Here is a 16738-nt window from a genome sequence, read left to right on the forward strand (position 1 = left end):
AATTATGATCGTGACCACGACATCCTCCAAACCAGATCCGGGTGAAGATGCTGAAAGACATAGCTCATTAGAAGCACGAATAGATGAATGAATGTCTAAAAACTCCACACCTATTCTTGGCAATGACAGTGACGAAGTGAATTGTGTTAGGCGTTCTTAGCCGTGTTAACCGTTGACAAGCGTGAGGCGAGTTCCTGCGGTATCGCGTTCAGCTCCGCCTTTGCGGCGTTAGGATGCGCGCCTCTCGCAAAAGCGATGACCAGTTGTGGAGCTGCTATTTGTTCTCCTCGCGGAAGTCCTGCAGCGATGCATGCCGCAGGTCATCCTCGCCGCGCAGGTGCTTCACACGACCGATCAGCCCTGGCTTGATCCATTGCGTCGCTGGCCGCTTCATGATGCCCTTGGGCGCCGTGCCTGGGTGCTCCTGGACGCGTTTCCATAGCCTCTCGCGCATTTCCCGGTTCAAGGTGACGAACGCGCTGCCGACATAGCGCCCTGTGCCCCGCTCGGCCATGAGAGCGAAAGCCGGCTTGCCAGCTTCACGCTCGACGCCGAGCAGATCGAACTCGTCAATCGCATAGCACTTGGCCTTCAGCCAGTTGGTCGACGGACCGCTTCGGTATTTGCTGCCCTTCCGCTTCGACACCATGCCTTCATGTCCGGCCTGGTCGAGCAAGTGAAAGATGGCCTTGGCTTCCCCCGGCAAGGGCTCGCTGAACTGAATATGCCCGCCGGGCCCGATCATGCTGGACAGGATCTCGCGCCGCTCCTCCAGCGCCATGTCTCGCAGATCATGGCCGTTAAGGTGAAGCAGATCAAAGGCAACAAAATACAAGTCGTGCTGCCGGCGGGTGATAGCTCTGCGCAGCGCTGCGAAGTCCGAAAGGCCCTTGTCGTTCAGAACGACGATCTCGCCGTCGACAATGGCGCTTTCGGCACCAAGGCGCTTGGCCTCTCTCACCATGTCGCGATATTTTGCCGTCCAGTCGTGGCCATTGCGCGTATAAATGCGCGTGCCGACTTCATCAATGATCATCTGCGATCGGTAGCCGTCGAACTTGACTTCGTGGGTCCAGCCTTCACCCTCGGGAGGCTTCTCCACAAGGGTCGGCATCAACGGCTCGATGAACTTCAAACGCATGTACTGACCACCCTCCGGCGATTCAATAAGATGAAGCTAAAATAGTTGAATCAGCCTCTTGGGTGCAACAAACACGTCAACTCGGCGTTGCGGGATGAGCGAAGGAGGAATCGATATGGCCGACGACAAGAGCAAGCGGGATTTTCGTGATCGGGACCGTGTCTCGGCCGATGAGGATTATGAAGTTGAATATTTCGCAACAAAGACCGGCATCACACCCCAGCAGGTCAAAGAGCTGATCGCGAAGCACGGCAACCAACGCGAGACTTTGGAGCGGGTAGCCAAGGCGCTGCGGAAACAATGACCAAGCTGTCTGATCTCGGCAGACCACTAATCGGGCACCGACATGAAGGCCCGCCCGCGAGCGAACTCGCGCATTTCCTCCCTTGCCCTGTTTGCGGGCAACAGATTGATATGCGCGATTTTCGCCAGGTCACGCCGATCAGGGCGGCGCGGGAAGCGACAGAGCGCGACGTCACTCTGCGCACCAGCGAGCCCATCTGGATCAGGGTTGCCGACGAAAAGCGCGGCCACATATTCGAATACAGTTTCAGCCTGTAGGTGGCGATCCAACTCGGCTACTGAGTTTTTGAATGGCATACCATGCCGTCGACCTAGATACGCAAGTTCGACTATGACCCGAACACCAGGGTTCTCTCGGTTTGGTTTGTAGCGAGCGGGAAGAAATACGAGTTTTTGGACGTACCTGCTGAGGCGTTTGCCGCGTTCAAAGCTGCCTTTGCCAAGGGCGTCTATTTTAACAGCCACATCCGGAACCGTTATGCATTCCGGCTCGCGCCAGGCAGGCGCGAACTTGCAAATCTTCCATGATAAACGGCGAATGATAAAAAGCCCGCTGACGTCTGGCGACGCTGCAGGGATGGCCCGCGCCTGCTTCGGAGGCTGCGCGGGCCGACCATGACGAGTGGAGAGGACATCTTGGTCACCGGCACGGACCGCTGAAGAACGAGCCAGCTGTGGCCAAACAGCCTCAGAGCGGGAATGTTCCCGCCTGACGCAAAAACACCCGTGGCTCAGCCGGCGGGCTCTGTTTCAGGGGCACTGTGCACGGGCGCGGCGTCTGCCGTCAATGCAGTTTGCCGACTAGCCGAGCGTATTCGGCTTCAGCCCTGCCATAGGACCCATCAGCCAGCGCAATTAGACGCGCGCGATCAAGGATGACGACCTCTCCTCGCATCGATCGTATCAGACCTTGGCCCTCCAAGGTTTGCAGCGCTATGGTGACGCCGGGCCGCCTGACACCGAGCATGACTGACAAGAACTCGTGCGTAATCGCAAAGCGGTTCCCGTCGACGCGATCATCACACATCACCAGCCATCTTGAGAGCCTGTCGACGATGTTCATCCGGGCATTGCCGAGAGCGGTGAAGCTTGCCTGGAGGTGAAAGTAGTGAACGTAGCGGAGCAGAAAAGTTCGCAGGGTTGGGCTTGTCAAAAGCGCCTTGCTGAAGAGGCCCGCGTCTATACCAAAGGCTCGGGCTTCTAATTGCACGTAGCAATCGTGCGTTGATCGGTCATCGCCCATGACGAGCGCTGAGCCGGTCATGCCCTCACAACCAATGATTCCGATCTCAGCTTCGATACCAGGCCGCAGCTCGCCCACCACTGACCCGAGACCGCTCTCGAAGAAGTACACGGTGCTGATTGGTGACCCCGCCACTTCGAGATGCGTCTTCAGCCCAAGGGAGACGCTTTCGAAATGAGGTTGCAGCAATGCCAAATCTGCCGAGCACATTCGAAGCAGCAGCGAATTGCGATAGATCGAATTTTGGCCGGTGTCGCGTTGCGCGGCAGTGTGAGTTTGTGAACTGGAGTCTGTCATAGCTCCCTCTCCCTATTGGGGGCGGAAGCATGTTGATCGCTCACAGCCGACGGACGCCCTTGGAGTTGCCGTCGATGGCACACTCTATGCCTGCGGACCGCGGATGTCCCATTCTTAATTTAATTGCATTGATCGGCCCGAGCCAACCTTTGGCGCGCCCGCGCTAAGACTGCATTCAGATGCTCCAGGAATTCGTCATCACTTTTCGTTGACAAACCGCGTTGTCGAACGCGAGTGACAATGCGCTCCTGGAGTGAAACCGCTGTCTCATAGTGGTCCACGATCAGCTGATATGAAGCGTTCACTGGGGCGGATTCGAAGAGCTGAGCCATTGTGGCAATGTAGTTCCAAGATGATGAGAGTCGATGCGGCCGCTGCTTTGCGTAACAATCGTACAATGTGCTCAAGAATGTGCGGTTACCTGATCTATACGGCCTATCCGGAGGTGGTGTGGAATTCTGCTGACTTAGCAGCACGGATAGAACTCGTGATCCGCCACGCAGCACGCGCCAGATAGGCCAAGAGGGCGTAACTAGCGACGCGAGCGCCGCCGCTGCGATGCAGTGAGCCGAATGCGCCGAGGCCCATCAACTTCCACAGGGTCACCTCGGCAGTGGCCGCCTCACCCCGGCCATGTCTTCGCTGAAGGATTTCACCGCGTCTTCAGCCTTGGCAAAACGCTGCACCAGCTTGTCGGTCTTGGCGTACATCTTCGATCGGCTGGCGGCTGGGCGCTGCTCGGATTGCTCGTAAGAGAGCGCGGCTCAAGCATCGCTGTCGTTTAATGTCGCGCCGGATCTCGGTTGCGTCTCGCTGAACGCCCTCCATGGACGCCCTTCATCGTTGGGCCACCAGGGTCTTTCTTGTTGTCTGAATAGCCGCCTTCGCGCGTGAGCACCTTGGCAGGCGCTTTCTTTTCGCGCGAAATTGCCACCGTTTTAAAGCGGGAGGGTCGGGATGCAGGTTTTCGATGACATCGAGGCGCTGCTGGATGCGGGTGAAGCCTCGACGGCACTTAAGGAAGTGCGGGCGCTGGTGCATCAATTTGGGCGCGGGTCCAGTGTCTTGGCGGGCGCGATCGACGACCTCATTATCGACCTGTCGACGCTATCATTCGTCGCCGATGCTTACGGAGACCGTATCGCAGAGGCGGCGAGCATGCTGGCTCGAAAAAGACTATTGAAGACCAAGTTGCTCGCACCTCGTCAGAACGTGGAAGCGGTCAGCTAGAGATTGGTGGTCGCTACCAGAAACGTGTCGACCTGCTCGGTGCTCCGAGCGCATCGAAACCTCTCGCCATCATCGGTTCCGTATGGACGAAAGAGCCTCCTGACCTTGCGACCAGATGAAAGCTTGGACTTGCGGCAGACCGCAAGCAGTTGGAGCTTGAATTGCCGACACACTCTCAGGAACCGTTGCCGGGATCGCACTCCATTGGTCGTCGGCCCAGATCCGGCGCGCCTCGCTTAAGGTGCCGGTCGAATATGGCCAGCTTCTCTTCGTAGCCGAGCCGCACTCTGGACCTGCAGCTATCGCATTTGAAACCGGCAATCGTTTTCAGCCAGGATCCCCTTCTCACCATAGGGCGTGAACAGGAGGGGCATTGGAATTCTAAAGGTACGTCGCGCAGTTCATTTGATAGAGGCACTGTGCATGTTCTCCTCAGCGGCACGGCCACTGCAACAAAGTACAAGGAGAAATGTTTCCGGGTTCGGCCATTTGCTCGAAAGAATCGGACCTAAGTCTAAATGGTGAGCGGCCCTGAAACCCATTCGCCTTGGTGTCGGCCTTTGCGTCGGAAATTGAAAATAGCGAGGGTTCGAGGGCGGCCCCGGGCGTGAGGCTGGCAAGTGGGCCAAGACGGCGGCGGTAAGGCGGAGCCTGTGGCGATCAAATAACCGGTTCCCCTAGAATCTCCTTTAGCCAGCTCATGGTTCTCAGCCCGTATGCCATTCCGGCGCAGTCGGCAAACCAGTCGAAGACGCTCATGTCACGCCCTGTGACGCATTGAAGGATTTCGATCGCTGCGCCCGTTAAAGCAAGTAGAACCGCCAGCCGGACCACCTGTTGGGGCCAGCCGAGGCTACCCAAAGCCGACAAGGTGGCGAACGCAGCGGCGTGGTTGAGCTTGTCGTGATGAGACGTAAAGGCCAATCCGAGGGCGTGCAGCAGGTGGTCTGGCAATAGGGCGAGCAACAGGACGACTGCCAACGTGGAGAGAAAGGCAGCCCTTGCCATGCTCTGATAGAAGCTCGACTGCGGCAATCTATTCGTAGCACTCCCGGTTCCTAGTTCTCGCTTCCGATACTGGTGCACTAGGCAGAGCTCCAACCTGCATCTGAGCTACGAGCGCGAACAACTGGCATGCTTAACAGGCCTCCTGATGTCATCAGCAAGTTCCATGAAACAGCCTATGTCACTCTGGATGGTTCCATAGGGCGCTGCGAATGTCGCCCTCCATTGTGATGAGGCCGAGGGTTTCCTGCCGAAAAGGCGCGGCGGAATAGGCGAGCCATTGGTACCGCTTGCGCGCAGGTGCGATGCGTATCATGCCGGGCACGGCTGGGCGGGAGCGGAACCTCTTTCCAGCCTTGGCCCGGCTGTCTGTGCACCCTGATGTTGGGCAGCCGGGCCGACGCCCTTCTGAATTCAATTATCGCCGGCGTCGCGGCTAACAGACGAAACCGTTGCTAGCCTGGTTCATTCCTGCCTTGGTGATCTCGCCTTTACAAATTCCAATCCTGGACGGTAAGGCAGCAGCGGCCACTCGCTGCTGTCCAATCAACAAGCTCCAAACCTCAGGTTGCGCTTATATACGAAAAAGCCGGCCACCTTTCGGCAGCCGGCCAGTGCAAACAAGGAAGTGAACGTTGCACTGATGGGGCAGTGCACCGTCCGAAGCGTTTCCAGCCGACAATGTTCCACCGACGAGACAACAAGGAAGGCTTCACCGCCAGCGCACATTCCCTTAGCCGCGCTGTCTTGCCATCGGCTAGTCTCTAAAGGCCTTTAACCAGCCACGGATTGGTGTCGTATCCGAGGCGCGGCTTTTCCGGCGTTCCACCGGCCGGCAATTTGGCGGTTCCGGTCGGCCTGCAGTCCAGCTCGAGCACCTGCTTCTTGGCAGAGTGCTTCGTAGAGCAAAGGTCCGTGGCGTCACTCACCACCACCTTCTTCTCCTTGGCCACAGCGACACCAGTCCCAGCGATCACGATCGCCGCGCAAAACACAGCTAATCTCATCATACCCCCACCGTTGCTCCTCTCCAAAAACGCTGAGCATGACGTTACGGCACATTTAAATTAGCGCAAGCGAATATTAGCTGCCTAGTCCCCTTCACATCGGCTCTGGTCGCCTCCCCCTTGCTGCTGCGCCTTGCGAAACCGGGAGCGCGATATGGTGGGATGGGCGCATGCCTGCTCATGATCGGAGGTCCGATGTTCATGACTTGAGCTCGACATGGCAGAGGGCTGCAACCGTCAAGTTTCCCAAGTCGTCGTGGCGATGAACGATCGCGTCGAGGATCGCTTACTAAGCGGCGTTTACTAGGTTCCGCTGGTCTAGCCCTACGCGATCACACCATAACCACGTGATGACAAATCAGCCATGTGTGTGGCGCGGCGGGCCTGTTTCGCTTGTGGCCGGCGCCTACCCACCCGGGTTCCCCAACCATGGGCGTCGGCCATTTTCGTTCTCTCAGCTATTATAGGGCTTTGCTATCGGCCTATGTGTTGGCCTTGGATGGCGAGATCGCGGTTAGATCACCTCGTTCGTTTGGATGTTTCGCTGGCGTTGGGAGGAGGCGCATATGTTCGCCAGCCGGCGGATACCACACCGCCCCACCGGTCAGGCCCAGCGCGCCCGCTGCAAAGTCCCGCAGACGGCTGCTGGGCCGCTGGCGGGCAGCGGCTACTTGCTGATGATCCAATCCACCAAGCCAGTTTCGATCAGCTCGCACCCAGTGAAATCGCGCACCAGGGCCTTGGCTAAATCACGTTATTGACACTCAGGCGTACCCGTTTCCCCTACTAGGGCTCGGAATGCAGAGCGGAAAACGTCGGCTTGAAACGCGGAGACGGCAACAGTAGACGGGTCGGTATCTTCCCAGCCTAGCGCCACGTCGCGACGACGTTGACGAAGGCGCTTCAGAAGCTCGCGTGAGGCTCGGATGGCCCTGCGCGATTGATCCATGTCCCAGCGAAATGTGGCGGGTTCCGCCATGGACTTCTGGCGCATGAGCAGGTGGCCGTAGTGGCTGATCGAGCGATATCTATGGGCGTTGCAACCATCGCAGCCTCCCAGGCAATGGCAAACGACACATTAATAAGCTCGCCGAAACTCTCTCTGCAATGATGTTGTACGAAATTGACCAACCCGCACCTTCAGTGATGCCGGGCCGCTACTATCCTCGCTCATGTTCTGTCATCGCAATGAAGGACGACATCTCCGAGCACCCGTAGCACACCTGTTGCATGGAAAAAGCTGTAGGCGTTTATAGGTGCCCGGGCACTCCGCCATTAGTTTGCGTTGTGGCGCGGGACAAAGCAGGTTTCCTCACTCAGGCTGACTACCGTGAAGCGGGGCACAAGCCCGATTTAGACGCATTGCCTTGGGAAGCTGAATACAGGGCCGCCAACTCAACCAAGCCGGCCGTATCCTAGCTGGCAACCAGGGGCACCGTGACGGTCGTGGCGTAATTTATCGGATACTGGTCGAAATACGGGAAAGCGATGACGAAGGCATAGCTGGCGGTCAGATGCGCCATCTTGAAACCGCCGCTGGCAGGGTCGGTCGCGATCGTCACAATGACGTTCTTCAGACCCAGGTTCACCAATTTCTGCGTGGCGATAGCCTGGATGTCGCTCTGCGAAAGCGTGTTGTTCAGCTGCAGCGCCCGAGAAGAAGTCTCCAGCGTGTAGCGAACGGTCGACACGGCATTCATGGCCCAGCCGAAGGCGAAGATTCCGAACAGGAGCATGATCAGGAAAGGCGCGATCAAGGCGAATTCCAGCCCGGCTGCGCCGGAGCAGTCACGGCGCCACCTGGATCCGATCCTTTCAGCGGACACGGATCACCTGCTGATGACTGATCGCGCGCGGGTTTGGGAAGACACCGAAGTTAAACGGGGGCACCCAGGTGCCCGTCGCCGTTATCTGGACGAAGACGGTCGGCAGCTTCGTTCCGCCGCAAATGGTGGTCGCATCCACGACCGTGGCGCCGCACAAATAGGAGCGGACCAGTACGACCGCGGCGTCCTCGGGCTTGTCGTTCCAGCTCGAAAGCGCGACCGCCTGCGTTCCGGTGTCATTGGACGCGCCGGCCATTACGAGATTGGCCGCGGTTTTAACGCCCGCGCGCATCTGCAGGTAACTCGTTACGTAGGACCAGCCGTCGGCGATGCCGAGGCAGACGAGGCACAGGATGGGCAGCAACATGGAAAACTCCACGGCAGCTATCCCGGATTTGTCCAGGACAATGCGCAAGGTCCGCCCACCCATCCCGCTACTCGACGAGCTGAACGGATTGCGTCGCCGGAATGTCGTCCATCCCGAGGCCTTTGCAGTTCTGCTTGATCGTCGTACTGCCTGACCACTGGATGGTGTCGGCGACGACCTGAGTGCAGCCGCCGTTCCCGGAGAAGTTGCCAAGGTAGTTGACCTGCTGCCTGGGAAAATAGATGGCGCCGGTCAAAAGCGAGTCCGCGGTGCCATTGAAGGTGCTCTGCGCCGCAGTCCCGGTCCTGTCGCCGTAGAACAGCACGCCGGAATAGGTTCCGGATGTCGGCGCGCTCAGCGTCACCTTGGCGTTGCCGTTCATGCTGACGGTGTTGCTGCCTGCCATGAAGATGGTTACCCCGCTGCCCGCGACGACCGCGTTGGCGTTGACCTTCATACCACCCTGCACGACGTAGACGCCGGGCTGCAGGGTGACGTTGCCGCTGAGGCTCATGCCGCTGCAGTAGGTGCCAGGCTGGAGTGTTTGCGACGTCTTGTTGCCGTTGACAGACTTGCACGGGTTCCCGGCCGTCGGCGTCGCCAGGCTGGAGAAAGGGTCGGCTGCCGGCAAGGCCTGGGTGATGTTGGACTTGCAGACCGTGGTCGCTGGATTGTTCAGCACCATGCCGCCGACCGTGATCAGGCAGTCGGCCTTGAGCACCGCCGAGCCCTGCGTCTTTATGGCGTCCGAGGCAATCGAGTCCGACATGACCGAACAACCGGTGAGGTTGACGGTGGTGTTGCCGGAAAAGAGCGCAGCCTGGGAGGCCGACTGACTAAGCGCCAGCACGCAAGCCTTGGAAGCGTCATTGATCAGCGCCACCGCCCTTGCCTGTTCGGCAACGGGCGCCTGGTTGAAAATCGCCGTGAAGTAGCGATCGAGGTTCTGCTTGACGATGACCTCCACCGCCTTCTTTGCGGTGTTCGGGCCGGACAATGGCGGCGTGTTGACCTGGATCGTGCCCGGCGTGGCGAAATTGTTCGAAGTCGCGGACTGCGTGGCGGCGGCGATGATGGTCGGGTTGTCGGAACCCGCGACTTTCTCGAGCGCACCGGCATAGGCCGCGGCATCGGCAACGGCCTGCAGCTTAAGGCTGCTGTAATACCAGAAGGATGTCTCCATACCGAGGCCGGCGCCGCCAACCACGACCGGCAAGGTGAAGGCAACGATGACGGCAACGTTACCGTTCGTGGCGCGCCTTAGGCGGCTCAAAGCAAACCAAATCCGGGTGAACGCGTTGGATGCCATATGTATTAGAAACCACGAATAGATAAACGAATGTGTAAAAAACCCATTCCGATTCGATGGAAGTCCGACCTGCCAGACGAAACAGGTGTGCTGCAAATCCTCCTCGCCTCGCATGTGCTTCACGCGGCGTCATTACTACGGCCAATGGAGGCGCATTGCTGACCGGCAGCTTTGGGTCGCAATCTGACCGTCCGTGATTGGGAGCCACATGGCTGCGCGGCTGTTCCGCTATTGAGCCTCGACAGGAGTCCTAGATCCGCACACACGCGTATCTTGGGTCGATCGCGCTTCGCTCATGCGCCAAATTGCCAGGTCGTGAGTTCGGACAGCGGAAGCATTCTCCTCATGGGTGTGGCTTGTCGAGCAGAAGATTTCACGATCACCACCGTAAGCAAGTTTCGGGATGACAGCTTCGTGTTGATCCCGCTGCTCGGCAGCGTCTGCGGTGAAGTCTCCGTTTAGCGGCTTACCCGGATATGACGGCAATGCAGGAGATCGGCAATCTCCTGTTCAAGCACATCCATGGGCCATCACCGTCGCGGCCCTGAGGTTACCCAGCCGCAGGAGGGTCCTAAAGCCGCACAACCTTGTCGAGATGTAGCCGTATCCGCTGGCCTTCAGCGAAGGACAGCGCAAACGATTCCAGGTCGAATGAGCGTGTAATTTCCTGGTCGGTCTCTATGATGCGCACGACCCATTCGCCACTGGCTCCGACCACTTCCACGCGAGGCAACGCCTTGCGGATTGGCACCACGTTGCTCATCACATCCTCCCTACGAAAAGCAATGGCAAGTCGATTTAAGACCCTGGTAGTCGGCAGTTCAATAACAAATGGTTTTTCGGATCGGACGAACCACCCTGGATGGGCAGTACGAAGCCGGGCGAATCACACCTCAGTCAGGCGAACCCTCCCGGGAACCTTCCGTGAGATAGCCTCTGCTTTAGGTCGTTGGCATTCAGGATGGCCGCCAGTTCTTCGGCATACTCGATGTCGGGAAGGTCGACAGATGGGTGGCCCGCTACAATAGCCGGCAGCCCGGTGAACACGTCGAATACCGTCCACGTCCCATCCGGTTCCCGCCTTACGCCGTACCGCAGAGTTGCCATGAGAGGATGCTAATGGAAGCCGCGAATATATGGTACAAAAAATGCGAGCGGGCGATCGGGCAACAGGCACGCCTTTCCGGAACTTTTGCCGCTGCGACGGGTTCGGTCGGGCATGACCAGAATAGCCGACCTCGGACCGCCCATGCCCGGCAAGCCACATGACCTGACTGGGAAGAGCATTTCTATGCGCGCCCCATTTGCGCGCAAAAGGTAGACCGTCGCGATTTCCGCGGAGTGATGTGGCACGAGCAACCGGTCCACCAGCCGCTGGAATTCGACGCCTAAGAGCACAGCACAACCCAACTGATCATCGCTATCGAAGCAGCGTTTGTGGGGCGGCCGCTTGTAGGCGCATGGTGGCTAGATGACCCGAATACGGGTGGGATCGGATGGCATCGGAACCGATCCTTCGCATCCCCCGTTATCGAATGGAAGGGACATTACTTGTCATTAGGAGATGAAGAATGAAACGGCTTCTTTTTGCCACTGCCATGATGGCTGTTTCCAGCGGGCTTGCGTTCGCGGGGACGACAGGGACAACAGGGACAACGTCGAGTGGCTCCTCCACTACCACAACGATGCCGACGACAGATAACAACACGGATTCGACCACAACGAAGTCGACCAATTCGAACTCAGCGAAGGACTGTGCGCCGGGCCAGCAGAGTGGCAGTGCCAAGCAGGCCGCTCCTGGTCAACAGGATGACACCAGTGCCCAGTCCGCAGCCCCTGGACAGATGAAAACGACTGCCGAAGGTTGCTAATTGTGCCGGGAGAGGCCGGTTTGCACCGGCCGGAATGGATGCCTCCGCTGCCGACCGGCGGCAACGGTCCGGCCTGCGCGCCCTTCGATCAGCGCGGGCCGTTTTTCGGAAAGTACCTCCCTTAATCGTCCAACGAGCCTGCAGCCTTTTCTTGGGCGAGTCGGATCTTGGGCGAGTCGGATCTTGGGCGAGTCGGAATGCATAGTTAGTTGCGGATGTGATTGTTGAAATAGCGGCCCTTGGCGAAGGCAGATTTGAACGCGACAAATGCCTCAAGCGGCACGTCCAGGAAATCGTATTGCTTCCCCCTTGGCTCAAAACCAGACCGAGAGAACCCTGGTCCGGGTCAATAGTCGAACTTGCGCATCGAGGTCGACGGCATGGTGCGTTTCAAGAAACCAGCGTGAGCCGTCGGCCAGCCGGGTATGGACCGCCCTACGGGCTGAGCTGTATTCGAAGATGTGGCCGGGCGTAGAATGACGTCGCGTTCCGTCGCTTCGCGCGCCGCCCTGATCGGAGTTTTCGCGTTGACGGTGTGGGTGGCCGTCACGGCATCGCATGCCATCTCCTCAACACGGTATTTCGGCACTTTTGTTCCTACGCGTCGGTAGCGACTCCGCTTGTTTAGGGTCGCCCTCAAAGAGGAGAATAAGGTGGCAAGCTCGTCGTCGCCCTGCCGCCGGGGGTGTGACCCGGCGGCTTGCACGTTCGACTAGGGTCGTTTCAGCGCTGACCGGTCTTACGGCGTTGGCGCAGGATCCTGTTTGGAAGCCATCTCGTCGATCTTCTCGGCAAGCACGCCATTGGCCCATTCGGTGACCTCGGCGTCTACCGGCTTGTTGGCCATATCGGCGAGCGCGTCATCCAGCGATGGGACGGCGGCAGCAGCATCGGCCGCCGCTATATTGGCCGCATCGAGCGCCGCCTGCGCTGCATCGATCTGCTCTTGGGTCGGGACTTGGTCGGCCGGAGTATTCGGGTCGTTCAATTTGGCGTTCAACGCGTCGACTTCGGCTTGGGCGGCATCTACCGCGGCTTGGGCGCCCTTGGCGGCGGCCGAAGCTGTCACATAAGCCTGAATGCCGGCGAATTTCTTGCTCTTGGAATGCATATAGGCGTTGATATTGCGCTGCAGCGAGTTCAGCCGGCCAAGCTTGGCGTGAATGTTCTTTTCCTTGGGCGTCGCGGCGACCTCAATGTCGTCGACGGCGACCTGGTCGTCGGCCGAGGCCTTCTTTCCGGCGTGAGCCGATGCCGACTTGCCGTGCGAAGCGCTGTTGCCGGACTTCCCGCCGCTGTTGCCGGACTTGCCGCTATTGCCGTGACCACCGCCATTGCCGTGACCACCACCATTGCCATGACCACCACCGTTGCCGTGACCACCACCGTTTCCACCCGCGCCAGCGAAAGCAGGAGCGGTCACTAGCGCAAGCGCGGCAAGCGCTGCCAACAGCGTTTTTCGGGATGTCATGGTACCTCCTCAGGCGAATAGCCACCTCGACGATTCGTTATAGAGCGGCTTATAAGAGTTTCCTAATCCGACTGAATGAACTTTAGATAAATGCTTGTTGCAATGAGCGACTGACGACTGCGAAGCTCTTTGTAACCGTCTGAATTTTAACAAAAAATTCGGAGTCGCAGACCCTATCGGCCTTTTGCGCGACTGAAGTCCCATACCGATCGGACCTTGGTCGGGCGATGCACAACTGCGGAATGCTTGCGGCATTGCGGAGTATGGCGTCACCATGTGGCTGCGACTGCGCAATGTAGACAACTCGCCGGGCGAAGACCCCAACTACCTCGAGCCCGGCGAGCCTTACACCTGATCAGAGTACGCGATCAGGACCGGGGATCAGCCGGCGAAAGATGTGGGTGCAATATGGGTGCCAAACTATTCGTCCCAAATTGGGACCATGCTGCGGCCGGCAAGCTGCGCTTAGGTCTCATAAAAGGCTTAGGCGCTGGCATCGGAAATGGGGATCGCTGGTTAGATCGCTTCCTTCCTCCGTTTGTATGATTCGTTGGCATTGGCAGGCGTGCGCATATTGTTTGCTGGCCGGCGCTGAGTCTCACCGGTCGGGCCCAGCGGCCCGCCCGCCGCAAAGTGTCCCCCCGCGACAAAGGCTGCTTGGCCGTCCTAGCGCCGATCTGCTCCGGCAATGGCCGCGTCAATGCCCGCTCGGCTCCAGCAACAGCTTCATCCTTGGTTGCGACGGTTCCGCGCGCGCCGCCGTCATCGAGCGAATCTTACTCGCCTAACCCGGATCGTGCCGCGTCCGCTTTCCGGGACGCACGGATCTATGCTCAATAGCTAATGTCAGGAGCGTACCTGAATTGGTCCTCGAGCCGAGATAGCGCGTTAGTCGACACACGACATTGCGATGTCCAGAAATCGACCGTTTTCCGCACAGCTGGCACAAGGGCATGTAATTCTTCAATCGAACGGCTTATTGTGTCCGGAAATCATGTAAGGAAATCTATTGTGCGGATAACGTTCTTCGCTTAGAATCCCGAGCATGCTGATAGGGTACGCACGCGTCTCGACGAACGACCAGAACCTCGATTTGCAACGCGATGCTCTGAGCAAGGCTGGATGCACCAAGATCTTCGAAGAGAAGAAGTCCGGGCGTGCCGGCACGAAGCGTCCAGAGTTCGACGCCGCCCTCGCCTACCTCCGGCCGGATGATGTTCTTGTCGTCTGGAAACTCGATCGTCTTGGCAGATCGCTCGTGGAGATGATGCGGACGATTGACACCCTTCGGCGCCAAGAGATCAAGTTTCTCAGCCTCACAGAGCAGTTCGATAGCGAAACGGCACACGGCCGTTTCGCGTTGCAGATGCATGGCGCAATGGCTGAATACTTCCTTGATCTGAACCGGGAACGGACGATGGAGGGACTTAAAGCTGCATTGGCTCGCGGGCGTAAGGGCGGCCGTCGAAAAAAGATGACTGCTTTAGATGTTGAGGTTGCCACCGCCTTGCTGAAGGAGCGCGCAATTCCCGTCGCGGAGGTTGCTAAAAGGATGCGGGTTTCACGAACGACTTTTTACTCCTATTTTCCATCCGCACGCTCGAAGCAAGGTTAGGATCCGCGCCAGAATTTTCAAGTCAAGTCTCGGAGGCTTCGATCAAGGCCGAGTTATCCGTCACTGATTTGAAGGCGCTCATCATCGTATCCGCCACGTAACCTTCTAGCTGAAGATAAAAGGGGAATTTAATGTCGCAGACCGGAGCTGGCTCGCCGTCCTTGTATTGTTCAAATTTGCCAACATCCTTTTTGCGTTTGGTCCGCTCAAAAAGCTCTCTGTATCGTCGGGGCGATACGCCATGAAAATGGTGAAACTGAACGGCTGGATAGGACTGATACCGTCCACGATCGCTACTCTCGACCTGAAGCGAATCTGAATGCAGATCCGAGGCTAGGCTTTTCGGATATGGTTCCAAGAATATCACCTTGCCGATGCCCGCTGATACAATGTGCTTGGCGCACATATGGCACGGAAACGTCGTGCAATATAAGGTCCCATCCCTGACCGAATGGCCCAACCGTGCAGCGTCCGTAATTGCAGACATTTCTGCATGGACGATGCGACCATACTCAAGCGCGTCCATGAATTGTGAATCGAGAACTTTTGCGTTCTCAAGGACATCATTAACGCTACGGCTTGGATCTATGAGCTTGACCAGTTCTGACAATATTTCCTTCTTCCGCTGGTCATTCGAATCGTACTCCCTGACATACTCTCTGTCGTCATGATCTTCGTCGTGCCAATAGGTGCCGCCAGTAGCTTTCGGCACCTCGTTCGAACCCAACGCCAAAATTTCGCCTGTTGGGGAGAAAACAGCCGCTCCCACTTGGCGTGATAAATCCAGCGTCCTAAGCGCAGCCGCCTTCGCCAAAAACATCCCATATTCTACTCGCGTTGGAGAAATGGAGTTTGAACCGAATAGAAGTTCGCAAAAACGATCAATTTGCTTCTGCACCGATTGCTCGGCGTCGGTGTTGATGATGAAATCTGCGTCATGAAAAATCTTGGATACCCTCTGACCGTGAGCGTGCCCAAGTTCATGTTCATCTGCCTGGGTTAGGGCCTCCGCTTTGTCGCGGAAGCGGCTAGGTCCAGATGTGTTGTCATCACTTGCAAATCTGCGAGACAAATAGTCGACTCTAGCTCCTCTCCGAGAGTAAACCGAAACTTGGTAGAAGAGATCGCCATAGACAGATCTCAAAAGGTCGATCTCCTCTTTCCGCTTAAATTGATGGAGAAGGTAGACAACCTTACTGAATTCATCAACGCCACGCCGCGCGGGGACTCTAAGGCGTCGCTTTATGACGCGCATTACAGTCGCTGAAGCTAAAAAGGCGTTATCGGCAAAGCGCTCCCGGAGCTGATCTCCGTAAGCGATGTGGGACTCATATCGCTCATAAAGTGGTATTTTTTTGAGCGGCTTGATGGGTTCCACGTATTTTTGAAAAACGGAAAAAACGTCCGTGACCTTCACTTCAACGACGTGATAGCCGCGCCGTTCAAAATGAATTCGAAAATTTGAAAGAGACTGTCCGATTTCAGCGCCCATGGGCGCAACGAAACCGATAAAAATTTCAGGAAATTTAATTCGCTTAATTGTCGCACCCACGAACCATCCCCCCAGATGTGTGTTATCATTTAATCGGAAGCAAGGAGGCGACAATGGCTGGAATGAACCCTGAAAGGAAGACCCAGGATGCAATCGAACAAGCCAATCGGAAAATGCTTCAAGAACACGATAAACGCTTGGAAAAATGGCGCAAAAGTCGCTTGAATTTCATAGAACGTGATAGAGAAACAATTTATCGAAATGAGACGTCTGCCACAGCGCACGATTAGAATCACTTCAAATCGAATTGCCGGCGAAAGCCCGCTTGAAGCGAACTTATCGTTAAAGCGGTCCTATCGTTCAATCGCTTAGCGAGTCTCAATTTACCCCGACCCCCGGCAATATCGAAATAAGTTGCCTAACTTTGATTGTTAGTCGATTGCCTCCTTTTCTCGGCGCGAATTCGACGATCGTGTGATTCTAGGAGAGGTGCGCCTCCAGTCGCTCAGGAAATTTGGGCCGGCTTAAATGCTTCATCGGACCGGTAGATCTATTATGAGG

Annotated in this window: 17 protein-coding genes and 1 pseudogene; 6 read left to right on the forward strand and 12 right to left on the reverse strand. The window is 57.3% G+C overall.

Translation table 11 applies throughout. The features are described 5' to 3' along the window. Nucleotides 1-274: 274 nt before the first annotated feature. Complete coding sequence (locus NLY37_RS09850; RefSeq protein ID WP_023741383.1) at nucleotides 275-1141, reverse strand: ATP-dependent DNA ligase; 867 nt, start codon at nucleotides 1139-1141, stop codon at nucleotides 275-277. Nucleotides 1142-1256: 115 nt separating this feature from the next. Here NLY37_RS09850 and NLY37_RS09855 point away from each other — a divergent pair, with 115 nt between their 5' ends. From NLY37_RS09855 to NLY37_RS09865, 3 genes are all read left to right on the forward strand, one after another. Continuing rightward, a complete protein-coding gene (locus NLY37_RS09855) occupies nucleotides 1257-1445 on the forward strand; it encodes a DUF3606 domain-containing protein (RefSeq protein WP_023708231.1) in 189 nt (62 codons plus the stop codon). A 110-nt stretch (nucleotides 1446-1555) separates the two neighbouring features. Beyond that, on the forward strand, nucleotides 1556-1702 hold the full coding sequence (locus NLY37_RS09860) for a hypothetical protein (protein WP_023740336.1): 147 nt from the start codon (nucleotides 1556-1558) through the stop codon (nucleotides 1700-1702). A 57-nt stretch (nucleotides 1703-1759) separates the two neighbouring features. Beyond that, nucleotides 1760-1972 carry a KTSC domain-containing protein gene (locus NLY37_RS09865; RefSeq protein WP_245270923.1) on the forward strand — a complete coding sequence of 71 codons (213 nt, stop codon included), beginning with the start codon at nucleotides 1760-1762 and terminating at the stop codon, nucleotides 1970-1972. 256 nt (nucleotides 1973-2228) lie between these two features. On the opposite strand, the gene NLY37_RS09870 is transcribed toward NLY37_RS09865, so the two are convergent. Beyond that, nucleotides 2229-2984, reverse strand: coding sequence for a Crp/Fnr family transcriptional regulator (locus tag NLY37_RS09870; RefSeq protein WP_023741384.1), 756 nt, complete (start codon nucleotides 2982-2984; stop codon nucleotides 2229-2231). A gap of 781 nt (nucleotides 2985-3765) precedes the next feature. Continuing rightward, the gene (locus NLY37_RS30760; protein ID WP_348626549.1) at nucleotides 3766-3999 is read right to left on the reverse strand and encodes a glycosyl hydrolase 108 family protein; all 234 of its coding nucleotides are present in this window, start codon (nucleotides 3997-3999) and stop codon (nucleotides 3766-3768) included. Here NLY37_RS30760 and NLY37_RS09880 point away from each other — a divergent pair. After that, nucleotides 3942-4214, forward strand: coding sequence for a hypothetical protein (locus NLY37_RS09880; RefSeq protein ID WP_023741386.1), 273 nt, complete (start codon nucleotides 3942-3944; stop codon nucleotides 4212-4214). The genes NLY37_RS30760 and NLY37_RS09880 overlap by 58 nt on opposite strands. A 660-nt stretch (nucleotides 4215-4874) precedes the next feature. Here NLY37_RS09880 and NLY37_RS09885 read toward each other — a convergent pair. The 8 genes and pseudogenes from NLY37_RS09885 to NLY37_RS09920 form a co-directional block, all read right to left on the reverse strand. Continuing rightward, nucleotides 4875-5249, reverse strand: a complete 375-nt coding sequence (locus tag NLY37_RS09885; RefSeq protein ID WP_023709574.1) for a VanZ family protein — start codon at nucleotides 5247-5249, stop codon at nucleotides 4875-4877. A gap of 734 nt (nucleotides 5250-5983) precedes the next feature. Further along, on the reverse strand, nucleotides 5984-6226 hold the full coding sequence (locus tag NLY37_RS09890; RefSeq protein WP_156933916.1) for a hypothetical protein: 243 nt from the start codon (nucleotides 6224-6226) through the stop codon (nucleotides 5984-5986). 1415 nt (nucleotides 6227-7641) lie between these two features. Next, entirely contained in the window at nucleotides 7642-8052 is a 411-nt protein-coding gene (locus NLY37_RS09895; protein ID WP_023741388.1) for a TadE/TadG family type IV pilus assembly protein, read from the reverse strand. Continuing rightward, on the reverse strand, nucleotides 8042-8482 hold the full coding sequence (locus NLY37_RS09900; RefSeq protein ID WP_031246067.1) for a TadE/TadG family type IV pilus assembly protein: 441 nt from the start codon (nucleotides 8480-8482) through the stop codon (nucleotides 8042-8044). The genes NLY37_RS09895 and NLY37_RS09900 overlap by 11 nt, the downstream gene beginning before the upstream one ends. Nucleotides 8483-8486: 4 nt before the next feature. Next, nucleotides 8487-9692 carry a pilus assembly protein TadG-related protein gene (locus NLY37_RS09905; RefSeq protein ID WP_348626550.1) on the reverse strand — a complete coding sequence of 402 codons (1206 nt, stop codon included), beginning with the start codon at nucleotides 9690-9692 and terminating at the stop codon, nucleotides 8487-8489. A gap of 607 nt (nucleotides 9693-10299) precedes the next feature. Then, nucleotides 10300-10491 (reverse strand): hypothetical protein, encoded by a 192-nt coding sequence (locus tag NLY37_RS09910; RefSeq protein WP_031246068.1) that lies wholly within the window; start codon nucleotides 10489-10491, stop codon nucleotides 10300-10302. Nucleotides 10492-11804: 1313 nt separating this feature from the next. Beyond that, nucleotides 11805-11894, reverse strand: a pseudogene (locus NLY37_RS09915) (KTSC domain-containing protein); the annotation flags it as partial. A gap of 444 nt (nucleotides 11895-12338) precedes the next feature. Beyond that, complete coding sequence (locus NLY37_RS09920; RefSeq protein WP_023741392.1) at nucleotides 12339-13070, reverse strand: hypothetical protein; 732 nt, start codon at nucleotides 13068-13070, stop codon at nucleotides 12339-12341. 1045 nt (nucleotides 13071-14115) lie between these two features. On the opposite strand from NLY37_RS09920, the gene NLY37_RS09925 reads away from it, so the two are divergent. Continuing rightward, on the forward strand, nucleotides 14116-14685 hold the full coding sequence (locus NLY37_RS09925; RefSeq protein ID WP_023741393.1) for a recombinase family protein: 570 nt from the start codon (nucleotides 14116-14118) through the stop codon (nucleotides 14683-14685). A 22-nt stretch (nucleotides 14686-14707) separates the two neighbouring features. On the opposite strand, the gene NLY37_RS09930 is transcribed toward NLY37_RS09925, so the two are convergent. Further along, nucleotides 14708-16237, reverse strand: a complete 1530-nt coding sequence (locus tag NLY37_RS09930) for an anti-phage dCTP deaminase (RefSeq protein WP_033003016.1) — start codon at nucleotides 16235-16237, stop codon at nucleotides 14708-14710. A 53-nt stretch (nucleotides 16238-16290) separates the two neighbouring features. Between NLY37_RS09930 and NLY37_RS09935 the strand changes: the two genes are divergently transcribed. Continuing rightward, complete coding sequence (locus tag NLY37_RS09935) at nucleotides 16291-16467, forward strand: hypothetical protein (RefSeq protein WP_156933918.1); 177 nt, start codon at nucleotides 16291-16293, stop codon at nucleotides 16465-16467. Nucleotides 16468-16738 lie beyond the last annotated feature (271 nt).

This window comes from Mesorhizobium sp. C395A, from assembly GCF_030323205.1.
In the GTDB taxonomy this organism is placed as follows: domain Bacteria; phylum Pseudomonadota; class Alphaproteobacteria; order Rhizobiales; family Rhizobiaceae; genus Mesorhizobium.